Genomic DNA, 14,198 nt, shown 5'->3' with positions numbered 1-14,198 from the left:
CGGCGAACCCGGGCCGCTCCCCCGCATCACCCGCCCGCGAGCCGGGTGACCGCCCGGGTGCCCTCGACGCGCCCGGGGCCGCGCCGCAGCTTGCGCCCGTTGCGAGGCGGTCAGTACACGTCGCGGCGGTAGCGTCCGTCGGCCGCCATCGCCTCCAGCGTGTCGCGGCCCGCGACTTCGGCGAGCACCGCGTCCACCGCCGGCGCCATGCCCTGCAGGCTGCCGCAGACGTACACCGCCGCGCCCTGCGCCAGCCATTCGTGCAGGCGTTCGCGGCGCGCGCCGAGACAGTGCTGCACGTAGGCGGTGCCGGCGCCCGGCCCGGGCACGCGGGAGAACGCCAGGTCCAGGTGCTGCAAGCGGCCGTCGCGCTGCCAGGCTTCGATCTCGTCGCGGTAGTGGAAGTCGCTCGCGGCGCAGCGTTCGCCGAACAGCAGCCAATTGCGATGGTGGCCGGCGGCGATGCGCGCCTTCAGCAACGCGCGCAGCCCGGCGATGCCGGTGCCGTTGCCGATCAGAATCAGCGGGCGGTCGTCCTGCGGCGGATGGAAGCCGGGATTGCGGCGCACGCGCAGGTCCAGCCAGTCGCCGAGCCCGGCGTGCGCGGTCAGCCAGCCGCTGCCGACACCCAGCCGGCCGTCGCCGTCGCGATGCTGCCGCACCAGCAGATGCAGCGCGCCGTCGGCCGGCAACGAGGCGATCGAGTATTCGCGATGCGGCAGCGGTTGCAGCGCCTCGGCCACGGCCTGCGCGGCGCGGCCGTGCACGGACTCCGGCGCCGGCAGGCGCGAGCGCGCCAGCAGCGCCGCCAGCGGCAGGCGCTCCTGGCCATGGCGCACCTCGGCGTCGCCGTCGAGGCCGGCGGCGGCCAGCCAGCGCGCGATCTCGCCGCGGCCGTGGCGCGGCCCCACCTCGGCGATGTCGCCGGCCTGCCAGGCCAGGTCGGCGGGGTCTTCCGGCTCCAGCGCCAGATGGAACACCGGCGCACCGACGCTGCCGGGGTTGAGCCAGGTCCGCGCACGCAGGCGCCAGGCGCCGTAGGCGGGCGGACTCCAGTCCGGCAGGTCGGCCCGGCCGGCGAGCTGGCCGAGGTGGTGCTGCCAGTGGCGCAGCGCGCCGGCATCGCCCGCGTCCACGTCGACGCGGTCGAACAGCGGCCGCGCGCCTCCGTGCTGCAGCCAGCGATCGAGGCGGCGGCCGAAGCCGCAGAACTGGGCGTAGTTGCGGTCGCCGAGGGCGAGCACGCCGTATTCGAGCCGGTCCAGCGCCAGCTCGCGGCCGAGCAGCGCGCGGGTGAAGCCCAGCGCATGGTCGGGCGGATCGCCCTCGCCGGTGGTGCTGACGACGAACAGCGCGCGCCGGTGCGCGCGCAGCGTCTCCGCATCAACGCCGTGCAGCGGCGCCAGCCGCACCGCAAGCCCGGCCTGGCGCAGGGCCGCGGCGCTGCGCTCGGCGAGTTGCCGGGCGAAACCGGTCTGGCTGGCCCAGGCCAGCAGCACCGCATCGGCGCCGGCGGGCGCGTCGGCCACGGCCGCGGCGCTTTCCTCGGCGCGTCGCCGCAGGGTCGCCGCGCACAGGCCGAAATAACCGAGCAGCGCCGCGGCGGCGGCCAGCCAGCGCAGGTCGCGCGGCGCGGCCTGCCACCAATCGCCGTGCCCATGCGCGAACGCGAACGCGAGCGAGGCCAGCGCCAGCAGCGCCAGGGCGTTGCCGAGGCGGGCACGGTCGAACGCGGGGCGCGGCAGCGCGCTCATGCCAGCAACGTCGCGAAGGCCGGCGTGATCCGCTCGGCGTGGCCGTGCGCCGCATCGGCGACGAAACGCGCCGCCAGCCCGTGTGCGCAGGCCAGCGCATGGCCGGCGTCGGTGCCGAGCACGGTCAGCGCGGTGGCCCAGGCGTCGGCCTGCATCGCCTCGGCGGCGGCGACCGTGACCGCGACCGGCGCGTCGTGCACCGGCGCGCCGCTGCGCGGATCGACGGTGTGGCTGTAGCGGCGGCCGTCGCGCTCGTAGCGGTGCCAGCGCTCGCCGGAGGTGGCCACCGCCAGGCCGTCGAGCGCGAGCACGCGCGGCTCGGCGGCGGCGTCCTCGTCGCCCTGCCAGGCCTCGACCAGCACGCGCCAGGGCTCGCCGCCCGGCTTGCGGCCGTAGCCGTACAGCTCGCCGCCGACTTCGACCAGCGCGCCGGCGATGCCGCGGCCGCGCAACAGCGCGGCCACGGCGTCGACCGCATAACCCTTGGCGATCGCGCACAGGTCCAGCGCCACGCCGCCGGGTTGCAGTGCCCGCCGCGCGGCGGGGTCGAGCGCGACCTCGCGCCAGCCCCGCCGTGCGCGCAGGCCCGCGAGCGCGGCTGCGTCCGGCACCGACGCGACCGGTCCCGCCGGACCGAAGCCCCAGGCCTCGACCAGCGCGCCGAGGCTCGGGTCGAACGCGCCGCCGCTGGCCTCGGCGACCGCGAGGGCGGCCTGCAGCACGCGGACGAAGTCGTCCGACAGCGCGTGCCAGCTGCCGGCGGCGGCGCGGTTGTAGCGGCTCAGTTCCGAATCCGGCTCCCAGTTGCTCATCTGCGCGACCAGGCCGTCCAGCCGCGCCTGGATCGCCGCATGCAGCGCATGCAGGTCGGCGCGCGCCGGCGCGGCCAGCTTGACCGACCAGGTCGTGCCCATGGTCGCGCCGCCCAGCGTGGCCAGGGCAAGGTCGTCGGGGCGTGGCAGCGGCGATGCGTGGGACACGATGGCTTCGTGGGTCGGGGCGAAACGCGTTGCAGGCGCGGCGGCGAGCTTCTCTCGTCGAACGCCGGGAAGGACCGGAGCGGGGCGACGCGACCGCATGGGCCGTCATCGCGTGGCGCCTTCCCGGCTGCGGTGCGCGCGGCGGCGGCGCCGCCCGCGCCCGGCCCGTCCGGCGCTCGCCGGACAGGCGCACGACGGCCTCACTGCGGCAGCACTTCCAGCGTCGCCACGTAGCCGAGCCGGCGCTTGCCGGCCTGCGGCAGCGTCGCCTTGGCGTCCTCCACCGTCGCTTCCAGCCAGTACATGCCGGGCTCCGGCCAGGTCACCGCGAAGCCGCCGTCGGCGTCGGTGACGAGCTTGATCTCGTCCTGGGCGTCGCGGTAGCGCGTGCCGCCGCGCACCACCTCGATTTCGACGCCGGCCGCCGGCTTGCCGTCCACCTGCAGGCGGAAGCGCGCTTGTTCGCCGGCGAACAGGTCGTTCGGATGCGTCACCGGCACCAGCTCCAGCCCCTTGCCGCTGGGCGCGAGCGCGGTCTGGTTCGGCGAGCCGTTGGTGACGAAGGTTTCCACGCGGCTGATCGACTGCGTCACCTGCAGCCCCTGCGCGTTCTTCGGCACCTCCGCGGCGAGGCGCTCGGCGCTGCCGCGCCAGCGCTTGGGCTGGCCGTTCTCCTGCCATTGCGCCAGCGCCGAATCGTTGACCACGCCGATGCGGTAGGTGCCCGGCTGGGCGAGTCGCAGGTCGAACACGCTGCGGTACTTGCCGGTGGCGAGGTTCTGCGGCGCCACGCGCGAGCCGTCCGGCGCGGTGACGACGAGGTTGTCCAGGCGCAGCGGCACGTGGTTGAAGTAGAACAGATCGTTGGACACCGCCGCGTCGACGGTGATCCACGGGTCGTTGCCGGCGAGCACGGTCTGCGACGGCTGCAGCCAGGCCTTGTGCGCCTGCGCGGCGAAGGGCAGGGCCAGCGCCAGAGCCAGCGCGGCGGCGGTGATGGAACGCTTCATGACGGTGCTCCCGTTGGTGCGACAAGGATCTGCGACGCTCCCTGCGGGCCCGGCGGGCCGAAGGGAGGAAAACCTCTGTTACGGCTTGCTCGCCAGCGTGACCAGGCCGAGCTCGCTGTCGCCCTGCGCGCGCCCGGCGCTGGCGCCGCGCCACTTGAAGGGAATCTTCAGCAGCTCGCGCCCGCCCACCTCGCGCACCGCTTCCACCACCAGGGTGTAGTCGCCCGCGGGCAGCTTGGCCAGCTCCGGATTGCGTTCGTCGAACTTCAGCGTGTGCTTGCCGACCGGCCGGGTCGGGCCGGTCACGCCGTCCACCGGCACCTGCAGCGTCCGGCCGCTGCGCCGCCACCACTGGCGCAGGTCCGGCAGCCACTTGGTGCCGGCGCCCTCGTCGGTGGCCTTCTGCTGGTACCACACCGCCAGGTTGGCCAGCGCCTTCTGGTCCGCGCCCTCGACCCAGATCGCCACGTACGGGCGGTGGTATTCGGCGACGTCGAGCCGCGGGATCTGCACGTCGAGCTGGATCTCGGCCGAGTACGCCGGCAGCGCCAGTAGTCCGCTCAGCGCGATGGTCAGTTGCACACGCATGGCATCTCCGGGAAGTGCATGGATCAATGGATGAAGATCAGCGCCAGCAGCAGCGGCAGCAACAGGCCGAGACCGACGACCGGCCAGGTCGCGCGCCGCTGGCGCGCGTGCATCTGCAGCAGGCACAGCCCGGTGACGCAGAACACCAGGCAGGCCAGCGCGAAGACGTCGATGAACCAGCGCCAGGCCGCGCCGGTGTTGCGGCCCTTGTGCAGGTCGTTGAGGTAGGCGATCCAGCCGCGGTCGGTGCGCTCGTATTCGACCTCGCCGGTGGCGCGGTCGATGCTGAGCCAGGCGTCGCCGCCGGGGCGCGGCAGCGCCAGGTAGACCTCCTCGGCCGACCATTCCGCCGGTTGCGCGCCGATCGCCACCGGCAACACGCCGTTGAGCCAGTCGGCGACCGCGCGCGGCAGCGGCGCGCTGCCTTCCTCGCGCGCGCCCAGCGCCTTCAGCAGCGAGGGCGGCATCGGCACGGTGCGGTTGAGCGTGGTCGGCTCGGCCTCGATCTTCGCCGCATGGTTCAGGGTGATCCCGGTCGCGGCGAACAGCAGCATCGCCACCAGGCACACCGCCGAGCTGATCCAGTGCCACTGGTGCAGCGTGCGCAGCCAGAAGCCGCGGCGCTGCTGGCGGGCGAGCAGGTCGGCGGTGGCGCTCGGTCGCTCCATCGGTCAGGTTTCCACCCAGCGCCGCAGCAGGTTGTGGTACACGCCGGTCAGCCGTACCAGCGCCGGATGCTCGGGCAGGTCCCGGGTCAGGTGCCGGATCGCCAGGTCGAGGTCGAGCAGCAGGCGCCGCTGCGCGTCCTCGCGCACCAGGCTCTGGATCCAGAAGAACGAGGCCACCCGGGCGCCGCGCGTCACCGGCGTGACCCGGTGCACGCTGGTGCCCGGGTACAGCACCATGTCGCCGGCCGGCAGCTTGATCCGGTGTTCGCCGAAGGTGTCCTCGATCACCAGCTCGCCGCCATCGTACTCGTCCGGCTCGCTGAGGAACAGCGTGGCCGACAGGTCGGTGCGCACCGGCTGCGGCGGCAGCACGTCGCGGTCGTAGCGCACCGCGTTGTCGATGTGGAAGCCGAACGACTGCCCGCCGTCGTAGCGGTTGAACAGCGGCGGGAAGATCCGCCGCGGCAGCGCGGCGGCGAAGAACTCGCCATGGCGGCCGAGCGCATCGAGGATCAGGTCGCCGATCTCGCGGGCCACCGGATCGTCCGCCGGCAACTGCGCGTTGTCCTTGGCCTGGGCCGACTGGTAGCCGGCGGTGCCGCGGCCGTCCGCCCACTGCGCCGCGTCGAGGCGGAGGCGGCAGTGGGCCACCTGGTCCTGGGTCAGCACGTTGTGGACATGCAGCAGCATCGGCACTTCCGCTGGAGGCCCGCCAGGGCCGGTGGGCGCCGCGGCGGGAGACCGCCGCGGCGCGGCTTCAGAACTTGAACTCGGCGGTCATCGTCGCCGAACGCCCGGGCGCCATCACCGCGAAGTGGGAGGCGTAGGCGCGATCGTAATAAATCTCGTCGGTCAGGTTCTGCAGGTTCAGGCGCAGGCTGAACCTGTCGCTGAACGCGTAGCTGGCCATCGCGTCGAAGCGCCAGTAGTCCGGCACGTAGCGCAGGTTGGCGACGTCGCCGTAGACCTTGTCGACGTAGAAGGCGCCGCCGCCGACGCTCAGCTTCGGCGTGACCGCGTAGCTGCTCCACAGGCTGAAGCTGTTCTTCGGCGTGTTCGGGAAGCGCTTGCCGTCGTTGGCGGCGAGCGGGCCGTCGTCGACCACCTCGCTGTCCATGTAGGTGTAGCCCGCGAACACCTGCCACGCCGGCGTGAACCGCCCGCTGACGCCGAGCTCGACGCCGTCGACGCGATTGTCGCCGGCCAGCTCGTACACGCCCGGCGTCACCTGCACGCGCACGTTCTTCTTCTCGGTGCGGAACACCGCGGCGGTCAGCGACAGGCGCTCGTCGAGCAGGTCCCACTTGGTGCCCAGCTCGCGGTTGCGGGTTTCCTCCGGCTCGAGGCTGGCGGCGGTGACCGGGTTGGTCTCGGTGCCCTCGCCGAGCATCGCGCCGGCCGGGGTCGAGGACGTCGCCACCGACACGTACACGCTGCCGAAGCGCACCGGCTTCCAGACCAGGCCGAGCTGGTAGCTGAGGAAGTCGCTGTCGTTCTCGACGCTCACGCCCGCCGCGGTCGACTTCACCGAATAGTCGTCGTAGCGCAGCCCGGCGTTCAGCAGCCAGCGCTCGCCGAAATTGACCGTGTCGAACAGATACGCCGCGCGGGTGTCGCCCTCGGTCACCGTCGGGTTGAGCGCGCGCCGGATCGGGACCGGCGTGAACGTGCCGGTCGCCGCGTTGTAGCTGCCGGACACCCACGGGTCGCGCGGGTCCGGGTCGGCCAGGGTGGTGCAGTTGTAGTGCGAAGGCGCGCCGGGGCCGAGCTGGCGGCAGGCGACCGCGGCCGGGATCGTGCCGATGACGTAGCTGTCGCGATAGGAGCGCTCGTCGCCCAGTTCGATGCCGGCGCTGAAGTCGTGGCGGATCCCGCCGGTCTCGAAGCTGCCGAACAGGTCGCTCTGGTTGCTGAAGGTCTTGGTGTTGCCGGCGCGGCTGTTCGAGCGGCGCCAGACCAGGCCGTTGACCACGTTGCCCTGGCTGTCGTCGGGCTGGCTGAGGATGTAGTCCTGCCGCGTGCGGCCGTAGCGGGTGACGTTGCGGAACGACAGGCCGTTGCCGAACGCGTGCTCGATCGTCGCGGTGCCGATGTCGGCCTGGGTCTTGCGGAAGTCGCGGGCGAGCAGGCCGTAGAAATTGTCGCGGTCGCCGCCGTACACCGGGTGGAACTCGGCCACGTCGGCGGGGCGGTTGGCGTTGCTGTACTGGTACGGGATGCCCGCGTCCGGCGTTTCGCTGGTCTTGAGGTGGTAGTAGCTCAGCGTGGCCTTGGTCGTGCCGTTCATGCCGAAGCTGATCGACGGCGCGAAGCCGAAGCGGTTGCCGCCGACCTCGTCGCGGCCGGGCACGTCGGCGTCGTGGCTCATCACGTTGACGCGCAACGCGGTGTCGTCCGACAGCGCGACGTTGGCGTCGACCGTGCCGCGCAGGTAGTGGTCGGTGCCGATGCCGGCGGTGCCGGCGAAGAAGGTGCTGGCCTGCGGCAGCTTGCTGGCGAGGTTGATCGCGCCACCGGCCGCGCCGCGGCCGCCGATCGCCGAGGTCGGCCCCTTGATCACCTCGACCCGCTCGACCGCGAAGGACTCGCGCGACTGCGCGCCCGGGTCGCGCACGCCGTCGACGTAGATGCTGTTCTGCGAATCGAAGCCGCGGATGAAGGGGCGGTCGCCCTGCGGGTTGCCGCCTTCGCCGGCGCCGAAGGTGATGCCGGGCACCGTGCGCAGCGCTTCCACCAGCGTGGTCGAACCGGTCTCGCGCAGCACCTGCGCCGGGATCACGGTGATCGAGCGCGGCGTGTCGAGCAGCGGCGCGGTGATCTTGGGCGAGCTCGCCCGGTCCACCTTGTGGCCGTGGACTTCGATCTTGTCCAGATCGGTGGCCTGCATCGGCTCGCCGGCCGGTTCGGCCCAGGCGGTCGTGCCGAGGGCGAGGCTGAGGGCGCCGGCGAGCGGCGCGACGACGAACGTCCTGTTGGACATGCAATCTCCGCAACGAAAGAGGGGCGGCCCGAGCGGCCGGACGCGGCATGTTAAATGAGATCAATTCGCATTTTCAACGAAGATGCGGGCGCAGATGCCTGCAGGAAGGCGTCGGCGCCGTTTTCCGGCGCGCAGCAGGACGCCGCAGCCGGAGGGCGACGCGTCCCGCGGCCACGCGCGGCCGCACGCCCGCCGCGGCTCCTTGCCGCATCGGTGCTTCGGGGGCAGGCGGCGCGGCCGGCGCCACGCCGCGACCGGCGCAGCTCAGCCGGCGGCGCGCAATTCCGCGTCCAGCCGCGCCAGCCGTTCCGGCGTGCCGACGTCGGTCCAGCGGCCGCGGTGGTGCTCGCCGGCGATGCGGCCGCGCGCCATCGCCGCGCGCAGCAGCGGCGCCAGCTTGAAGCGCGGCGGCTCGGCCTCGGCGCCCGGCGCAGCGCCGATGGCTTCGCGCCAGCCGGCGAACAGCGACGCGCGGTACAGGCCGATGCCGGCGAAGGTCAGGCGCGCGCCGCCCTCGGCCCGAACGCGGGCGTCCGCATCGAGCGCGAAATCGCCGAGCGGGTGCTGCGGCGGGTTGTCGACCAGGACCAGGTGCGCGTCGCCGTCGATCCGCGAGGGCAGGCGGGCGAAGTCGTAGTCCGTCCAGATGTCGCCGTTGACCGCGAGGAACGGCGCGTCGTCGCCTTCGCGCAGCAGAGGCAGCGCATGCAGCATGCCGCCGCCGGTCTCCAGCGGCGTCGGCCCCTCGTACGCGTAATGCAGGCGCAGGCCCCAGCGCGCGCCGTCGCCGAGCGCGCGCGGGAACCGTTCGGCCAGCCAGCTGGTGTTGATCACCACCTCGCGCACGCCGAGCGCGGCCAGCTTCTCCAGGTGCCAGACGATCAGCGGCTTGCCGCCGGCTTCGAGCAGCGGCTTGGGCGTGCGTTCGGTGAGCGGGCGCATGCGTTCGCCCAGGCCGGCGGCGAAGATCAGCGCCCTCATGCGGCCCGCCGCTCCAGCGCCGGGCGGATGCGCGCATCGAGCAGCTCGCGCAGCGGCGCCAGGTCCGGATGGCGCGGCAGCACCTCGCCGAGATAGGCGACGAAGCGCGGCAGGTCGGCGATGTACCTCGACTTGCCGTCGCGGTAGTGCAGGCGGCAGAAGATGCCGAGGATCTTGAGGTGCCGTTGCACGCCGAGCCAGTCGGCGTCGCGCAGGAAGCGCGGCCACGGCGGCACCGGCAGGCCGGCGGCGCGCGCGCGCGCGTGGTAGCGCGCCAGCCAGCCGTCGACGCGCTCCAGCGGCCAGCTCAGGAATGCGTCCTTGAACAGGCTGACCGGGTCGTAGGCGATCGGGCCGAGCACGCAGTCCTGGAAGTCCAGCACGGCCGGGCCGCCGGGCACCGGCATCAGGTTGCGCGGCATGAAGTCGCGGTGGGTCAGCACGCGCGGTTGCGCCAGGGCGTTGTCCATCAACCGGCGCTGGACCAGCTCGATCCGCTCCAGGTCGGCGCAATCGAGCTGCAGGCCGAGATGGCGGCGCAGGAACCACTCCTCGAACAGGCCGGCATCGCGCTGCAGCAGGGCTTCGCCGAACTCGCCCAGGCCCGGCGGCGGCGCGATCGCCTGCAGGCGGACCAGTTGTTCGATCGCGGCGTCGAAATGGGCGTCGGCGTTGCCGGCCTGGAGCACCTGCGCCAGCGTCGGCCCGCCCAGGTCCTCCAGCAACAGGAAGCCGGCCTCGGCGTCCTCGACCAGCACCTGCGGCACGCGCACGCCGCCGCGTTGCAGCAGCGCGCGCATGCGCAGCCACGGGCGGACGTCCTCCAGGCCCGGCGGCGAGTCCATCACGATCACGCTGGCCGCCGGCACGCCGCCGGCGGGGCGTCCGCGCCAGTAGCTGCGGAAGCCGGCGTCGACCGAGGCGCGCTGCAGCTGCAGGCCGGCGTCGCCGGTCGCGGCGCGCGCCCAGGCCAGGCGCGCGGCGTCGCGGTCGGGAGAGCTGGGATCGGGATTCATGCGTGCTCCGTGCGGCGATGCGGCCGCAGGGGCACAGCGTAGCGGGCGAGTGGCCCTCGCCCAACCCCTCTGGCGATGGCCGCCGCGCTAAGCCGCCACCGCCTCGCCTTCCAGCGACGCCAGCCAGGCGTCGTCGGAGCCTTCGTCGATGCCCTCGAACAGGACCGTCGACAGGTAGCGCTCGCCGGTGTCGGGCAGCATCGCCAGGAGCACCGAGCCCTCCGGCGCCCGTTCGGCGACCTTCAGCGCGGCGGCGACGGTGGCTCCGGCGGAAATGCCGACGAAGAGGCCTTCCTCCGCCGCCAGCCGGCGCGCGGTGTCGCGGGCGAGCAGGTCGTCCACCGGCAGCACCTCGTCGGCGATGGTGCGGCTGAGCACGGCCGGCAGGAAGTCCGGCGTCCAGCCCTGGATCTTGTGCGGCTGCCATTCGCCGCCGGACAGCAGCGCGGCGCCGGCCGGTTCGCTGGCGATCACCTTCAGCTCCGGGCGGGCGAGCTTGAGCACCTCGCCGGCGCCGGTAATGGTGCCACCGGTGCCCCAGCCGCTGACGAAGTAGTCCAGGCGCTTGCCGGCGAAGTCGCGCAGGATCTCCGGGCCCGTGGTGCTGCGGTGGTAGGCCGGGTTGGCCTCGTTCTCGAACTGGCGGGCGAGGAACCAGCCGTGCTTTTCGGCCAGCTCCCTGGCCTTGCGCACCATGCCGGTGCCGCGCTCGGCCGCGGGGGTGAGGATCACCTTGGCGCCGTAGGCGCGCATCAGCTTGCGGCGTTCGACCGAGAAGGTCTCGGTCATCACCGCCACGAACGGATAGCCGCGCGCGGCGGCGACCATCGCCAGGGCGATGCCGGTGTTGCCGGAGGTGGCCTCGACGATGGTCTGGCCGGGCTTGAGCAGTCCCTTGCGCTCGGCGTCGAGCACGATCGCCAGCGCCAGGCGGTCCTTGACCGAGCCGCCCGGGTTGAACGACTCGACCTTGGCGTAGAGCGTCACGTGGCGGGGCGCGATGCGGTGCAGCTTGACCACCGGCGTGCCGCCGATGGTGTCGAGGATGCTGTCGTAGAGGGCCATGGGCGTGCTCCGTGGTGGTGCGTGCGAGGGGACTCGTCAAGTCCTTGAATGCGGGGCTCCGGCGGCTCCGCCGGGGCTGCGGAAGTCGCCGGATCCCCGCCTGCGCGGGAACGACGGCGGAAAGGGCTCATGCGGCCTTCGCCAAGCGGTCCGGTTCGCCGCGCGCCGGTTCGCCGAGCGGCGCCGCGCCGAACCAGTGCAGCGTCCCCGCCAGCGCCGCGACTTCGCCGACGATCAGCAGCGCCGGCGCGCGCACCGCGTGCGCCCGCGCGCGCTCGGCCAGCTGCGCCAGCGTCCCGGCCACGACCCGTTGCTGCGGCCGCGAGCCGTTCTCGACCAGCGCGAACGGCGTCGCCGGATCGCGGCCGTGCTCGATCAAGCGGCGCTGCAGGCCATCGAGCGCGGCCACGCCCATGTACACCGCGAGGGTCTGCCGCTCCTGCGCCAGCGCGCGCCAGTCCAGCGTGTCCAGCGAATCCTTGCAGTGCGCGGTGACCAGGCGCAGCGATTGCGCGTGCTCGCGGTGCGTCAGCGGCACGCCGGCGTAGGCGGCGCAGGCCAGCGCCGCGGTGACGCCGGGGACGACTTCGTAGGCGATGCCGTGCGCGCGCAGGAATTCGAGCTCCTCGCCGCCGCGGCCGAACACGAACGGGTCGCCGCCCTTGAGCCGCACCACGCGCCGGCCGGCGCGGGCGTGCTCGAGCATCAGCGCGTGGATGCGCGCCTGGGTGGCGTGGTGGTCGCCGCCGACGCGCTTGCCGACTTCGACGCGCAGCGCGTCGGCGCGGGCCAGCGCCAGGATTCCCGGGCCCACCAGGCGGTCGTACAGGACCACGTCGGCGCGCTCGAGCGCGCGCAGGCCGCGCAGGGTCAGGAGGCCCGGGTCGCCCGGGCCGGCGCCGACCAGGGTCACGCCGCCCGCCGCGCCGCCGGCCTCCGCGGCTCCGCGTCGCGGCAGCAGCCGCGCCAGCAGGCCCCGCCAACCGCGGCGCGATGCGGCGGCCGCGCACGCGCCGGCGGAACGGGCTCGGCCGGAAACGGGATGCAGCGGGCTGGCCATGGCGTGGATCGGGGCGGGCGGGGGCGGTAGCGTGACCCTATCCCGCGCCGCGGTGCGGCGGAAATGACGCCGGCGCCTGCCGACATGCCGGATCGGCATGAGCTGGACAGGGTCGCGCCGGCGGCGTAGCTTTTCATCATCCTTTCATGCGTATCGAGCGATGAATACGAAGCCGACGTGTCGTCCGCAGGCGTTCCCGGCCGCCCTCCGAACCCCCGCGCCGCCGCTCCGGACCCCGCCGACATGACCCTCACCCAGCTCCGCTACCTGGTCGCGATCGCCGACTCCGGCCTCAACATCACCTTGGCCGCCGAACGCGTGCACGCGACCCAGCCGGGCCTGTCCAAGCAGCTCAAGCAGCTGGAGGACGAGCTCGGCTTCCAGCTCTTCACCCGCAAGGGCCGCAGCCTGGAGGCGATCGCCCCGGCCGGCGAGCGCGTGCTGATGCACGCGCGCCGCATCCTCGAAGAAGCCGCCAACATCCGCGCCTACGCCGCCAACGAGCGTGGGCAGCACAGCGGCAGCCTGGTGCTGGCGACCACCCACACCCAGGCGCGCTTCGTGCTGCCGGAGGTGATCGCCGCGGTGAAGCGCGAGTTTCCGCAGGTCAGCGTGCACCTGCAGGCGGCGGCGGACGGGGAGGTGCTGGAGCAGCTCGCGCGCGGCGCCGCCGACCTCGCGGTGATCAGCACCGCCGGCGGCGAGCCCGAGGGCGGCCTGGCGGTGCCGCTGTACCGCTGGCGGCGCGTGGTGCTGGTGCCCCGGGCGCACCCGCTGGCGGCGCTCGACCGCGCGCCGACCCTGGCCGAGCTGGCCGCGCATCCGCTGGTCAGCTACGAATCGAGCCACAGGCCCGAATCCTCGCTGCGCCGCACCTTCGTCGAGGCCGGGCTGGAACCGCAGCTGGCGATGACCGCGCGCGACGCCGACCTGATCAAGACCTACGTGCGCGCCGGGCTCGGCGTCGGCGTGCTCGCCGAGATGGCGGTGGGCAGCCGCGACGTCGACCTGAAGGCGCTGCCTGCGCCCGATGCGCTGCCGGAGTGCGTGGCCTGGGCGGTGATCCCGCGCGCGCGGGTGCTGCGCGAATACGCGCTGGCGCTGCTGCACGGCGTCGCGCCGCAGCTGGACCGGCGCGACATCCGCCGCGTGCTCGAAGGCAACCTCGAACCGAACTGGCCGGCCGCGCCGAGCTGGCGCGAGCTGAGTCAGCCGATCACGACGTAGCGGCGTCGCAGGGCCACAAAGGCGAGGGCCACCAGCGGCGTCAGCGCGCGAACAGATCCGCGTCCGCCGGCAGCGCGCCTTCCAGCTGCAACAGGTAGCGCTTGGCCGGCAGGCCGCCGCCGAAGCCGGTCAGGTCGCCGTCGCTGCCGATCACGCGATGGCAGGGCAGCACGATCGGCAGCGGGTTGCGCCCGTTCGCGGCGCCGACCGCGCGCACCGCCGAAGGCCGGCCGATGCGCGCGGCCATCTGCGCGTAGCTCAGCGTCCGTCCGAATTCGATCGTCGCCAGCGTGCGCCAGACCTGCAGTTGGAATTCGGTGCCGCGCGGCGCCAGCGGCAGGTCGAAGCGGCGCCGTGCACCGTCGAAGTACTCGTCGAGCTGCCGGCGCGTCTCGCGCAGCAGCGCGCTGTCGCCCTCGCGCCAGTCCGCGCCGATCGGCATGGGATGGCGCGGCTGGTGGAACTCGATCAGGCGCAGGCCGTCCGCGTCGCCGGCGAGCAGCAGCGGGCCGACCGGGCTCGGCATGCGGGTGTAGACGACGGAAGAGGCGTTCGGGGGCATGCGGGTTCTTTTCGGGCTACGGATGTCGCGGGCGCGGGCGGGTACCGCATGGCGGCATGGGGGGGACGGCGGCCGCCGTCCCTCCGGTCGCGCGCTCCCTGGTGCCATCCCGAGTGCAACGAAGGACCCGCTTGGGCTCGCGCAAGTCGACGGGAGCGCAGCCGGGGCATGGGCTTGCGCGACACGCCGTGAATACATCCCTGTAGGCTCTTCGGCGGCATCCATGCCGCCGAAGGTCGCGCAAGCCCATGCCCCGGCTGCGCCAGCGACGTGGTGTGCGAGTGAAAAGCCAAAGCGGGTCCTTCGC

Annotated in this window: 12 protein-coding genes and 1 pseudogene; 1 reads left to right on the top strand and 12 read right to left on the bottom strand. The window is 73.5% G+C overall.

The window, feature by feature from the left end; genetic code table 11:
- Positions 1-110: 110 nt before the first annotated feature.
- The 11 genes and pseudogenes from EDC50_RS12645 to cobA all read right to left on the bottom strand — a co-directional run.
- Positions 111-1,754 carry a flavodoxin domain-containing protein gene (locus EDC50_RS12645; protein ID WP_123770834.1) on the bottom strand — a complete coding sequence of 548 codons (1,644 nt, stop codon included), beginning with the start codon at positions 1,752-1,754 and terminating at the stop codon, positions 111-113.
- Positions 1,751-2,668: an FAD:protein FMN transferase gene (locus EDC50_RS12640; RefSeq protein WP_242002968.1), complete on the bottom strand. Its 918-nt coding sequence runs from the start codon at positions 2,666-2,668 to the stop codon at positions 1,751-1,753. The genes EDC50_RS12645 and EDC50_RS12640 overlap by 4 nt, the downstream gene beginning before the upstream one ends.
- Before the next feature lie 266 nt (positions 2,669-2,934).
- Positions 2,935-3,744, bottom strand: a complete 810-nt coding sequence (locus EDC50_RS12635; RefSeq protein WP_123770832.1) for a DUF4198 domain-containing protein — start codon at positions 3,742-3,744, stop codon at positions 2,935-2,937.
- A 78-nt stretch (positions 3,745-3,822) separates the two neighbouring features.
- Positions 3,823-4,332: a DUF2271 domain-containing protein gene (locus tag EDC50_RS12630; RefSeq protein WP_123770831.1), complete on the bottom strand. Its 510-nt coding sequence runs from the start codon at positions 4,330-4,332 to the stop codon at positions 3,823-3,825.
- 23 nt (positions 4,333-4,355) lie between these two features.
- Entirely contained in the window at positions 4,356-5,000 is a 645-nt protein-coding gene (locus tag EDC50_RS12625) for a PepSY-associated TM helix domain-containing protein (RefSeq protein WP_123770830.1), read from the bottom strand.
- Positions 5,001-5,003: 3 nt separating this feature from the next.
- Positions 5,004-5,690 (bottom strand): Fe2+-dependent dioxygenase, encoded by a 687-nt coding sequence (locus EDC50_RS12620; RefSeq protein ID WP_123770829.1) that lies wholly within the window; start codon positions 5,688-5,690, stop codon positions 5,004-5,006.
- Positions 5,691-5,757: 67 nt separating this feature from the next.
- On the bottom strand, positions 5,758-7,980 hold the full coding sequence (locus EDC50_RS12615; RefSeq protein ID WP_123770828.1) for a TonB-dependent receptor: 2,223 nt from the start codon (positions 7,978-7,980) through the stop codon (positions 5,758-5,760).
- A 264-nt stretch (positions 7,981-8,244) separates the two neighbouring features.
- Positions 8,245-8,961, bottom strand: a complete 717-nt coding sequence (murU, locus tag EDC50_RS12610) for an N-acetylmuramate alpha-1-phosphate uridylyltransferase MurU (RefSeq protein WP_123770827.1) — start codon at positions 8,959-8,961, stop codon at positions 8,245-8,247.
- On the bottom strand, positions 8,958-9,977 hold the full coding sequence (locus EDC50_RS12605) for an aminoglycoside phosphotransferase family protein (RefSeq protein WP_123770826.1): 1,020 nt from the start codon (positions 9,975-9,977) through the stop codon (positions 8,958-8,960). The genes murU and EDC50_RS12605 overlap by 4 nt, the downstream gene beginning before the upstream one ends.
- Positions 9,978-10,064: 87 nt before the next feature.
- Positions 10,065-11,042 carry a cysteine synthase A gene (cysK, locus tag EDC50_RS12600; RefSeq protein ID WP_123770825.1) on the bottom strand — a complete coding sequence of 326 codons (978 nt, stop codon included), beginning with the start codon at positions 11,040-11,042 and terminating at the stop codon, positions 10,065-10,067.
- A 127-nt stretch (positions 11,043-11,169) separates the two neighbouring features.
- Positions 11,170-12,061 (bottom strand): annotated as a pseudogene (gene cobA, locus EDC50_RS12595) (uroporphyrinogen-III C-methyltransferase); the annotation flags it as partial.
- A gap of 284 nt (positions 12,062-12,345) precedes the next feature.
- Here cobA and EDC50_RS12590 point away from each other — a divergent pair.
- The gene (locus tag EDC50_RS12590) at positions 12,346-13,329 is read left to right on the top strand and encodes a LysR family transcriptional regulator (RefSeq protein WP_123770823.1); all 984 of its coding nucleotides are present in this window, start codon (positions 12,346-12,348) and stop codon (positions 13,327-13,329) included.
- 40 nt (positions 13,330-13,369) lie between these two features.
- On the opposite strand, the gene EDC50_RS12585 is transcribed toward EDC50_RS12590, so the two are convergent.
- On the bottom strand, positions 13,370-13,891 hold the full coding sequence (locus EDC50_RS12585) for a methylated-DNA--[protein]-cysteine S-methyltransferase (protein WP_123770822.1): 522 nt from the start codon (positions 13,889-13,891) through the stop codon (positions 13,370-13,372).
- Positions 13,892-14,198 lie beyond the last annotated feature (307 nt).

The organism is Vulcaniibacterium tengchongense, assembly GCF_003814555.1.
Taxonomy (GTDB): domain Bacteria; phylum Pseudomonadota; class Gammaproteobacteria; order Xanthomonadales; family Xanthomonadaceae; genus Vulcaniibacterium; species Vulcaniibacterium tengchongense.
This window is presented reverse-complemented; position numbering and strand designations above follow the sequence as displayed.

What these genes read in the sequence shown, in the direction of transcription:
- cysK (WP_123770825.1), bottom strand. Translation starts at nt 11,042, where the DNA reads ATGGCCCTCTACGACAGCATCCTCGACACCATCGGCGGCACGCCGGTG.
- EDC50_RS12645 (WP_123770834.1), bottom strand. Translation starts at nt 1,754, where the DNA reads ATGAGCGCGCTGCCGCGCCCCGCGTTCGACCGTGCCCGCCTCGGCAAC.
- EDC50_RS12605 (WP_123770826.1), bottom strand. Translation starts at nt 9,977, where the DNA reads ATGAATCCCGATCCCAGCTCTCCCGACCGCGACGCCGCGCGCCTGGCC.
- EDC50_RS12620 (WP_123770829.1), bottom strand. Translation starts at nt 5,690, where the DNA reads ATGCTGCTGCATGTCCACAACGTGCTGACCCAGGACCAGGTGGCCCAC.
- EDC50_RS12585 (WP_123770822.1), bottom strand. Translation starts at nt 13,891, where the DNA reads ATGCCCCCGAACGCCTCTTCCGTCGTCTACACCCGCATGCCGAGCCCG.
- EDC50_RS12590 (WP_123770823.1), top strand. Translation starts at nt 12,346, where the DNA reads ATGACCCTCACCCAGCTCCGCTACCTGGTCGCGATCGCCGACTCCGGC.
- EDC50_RS12615 (WP_123770828.1), bottom strand. Translation starts at nt 7,980, where the DNA reads ATGTCCAACAGGACGTTCGTCGTCGCGCCGCTCGCCGGCGCCCTCAGC.
- murU (WP_123770827.1), bottom strand. Translation starts at nt 8,961, where the DNA reads ATGAGGGCGCTGATCTTCGCCGCCGGCCTGGGCGAACGCATGCGCCCG.
- EDC50_RS12635 (WP_123770832.1), bottom strand. Translation starts at nt 3,744, where the DNA reads ATGAAGCGTTCCATCACCGCCGCCGCGCTGGCTCTGGCGCTGGCCCTG.
- EDC50_RS12625 (WP_123770830.1), bottom strand. Translation starts at nt 5,000, where the DNA reads ATGGAGCGACCGAGCGCCACCGCCGACCTGCTCGCCCGCCAGCAGCGC.
- EDC50_RS12630 (WP_123770831.1), bottom strand. Translation starts at nt 4,332, where the DNA reads ATGCGTGTGCAACTGACCATCGCGCTGAGCGGACTACTGGCGCTGCCG.
- EDC50_RS12640 (WP_242002968.1), bottom strand. Translation starts at nt 2,668, where the DNA reads ATGGGCACGACCTGGTCGGTCAAGCTGGCCGCGCCGGCGCGCGCCGAC.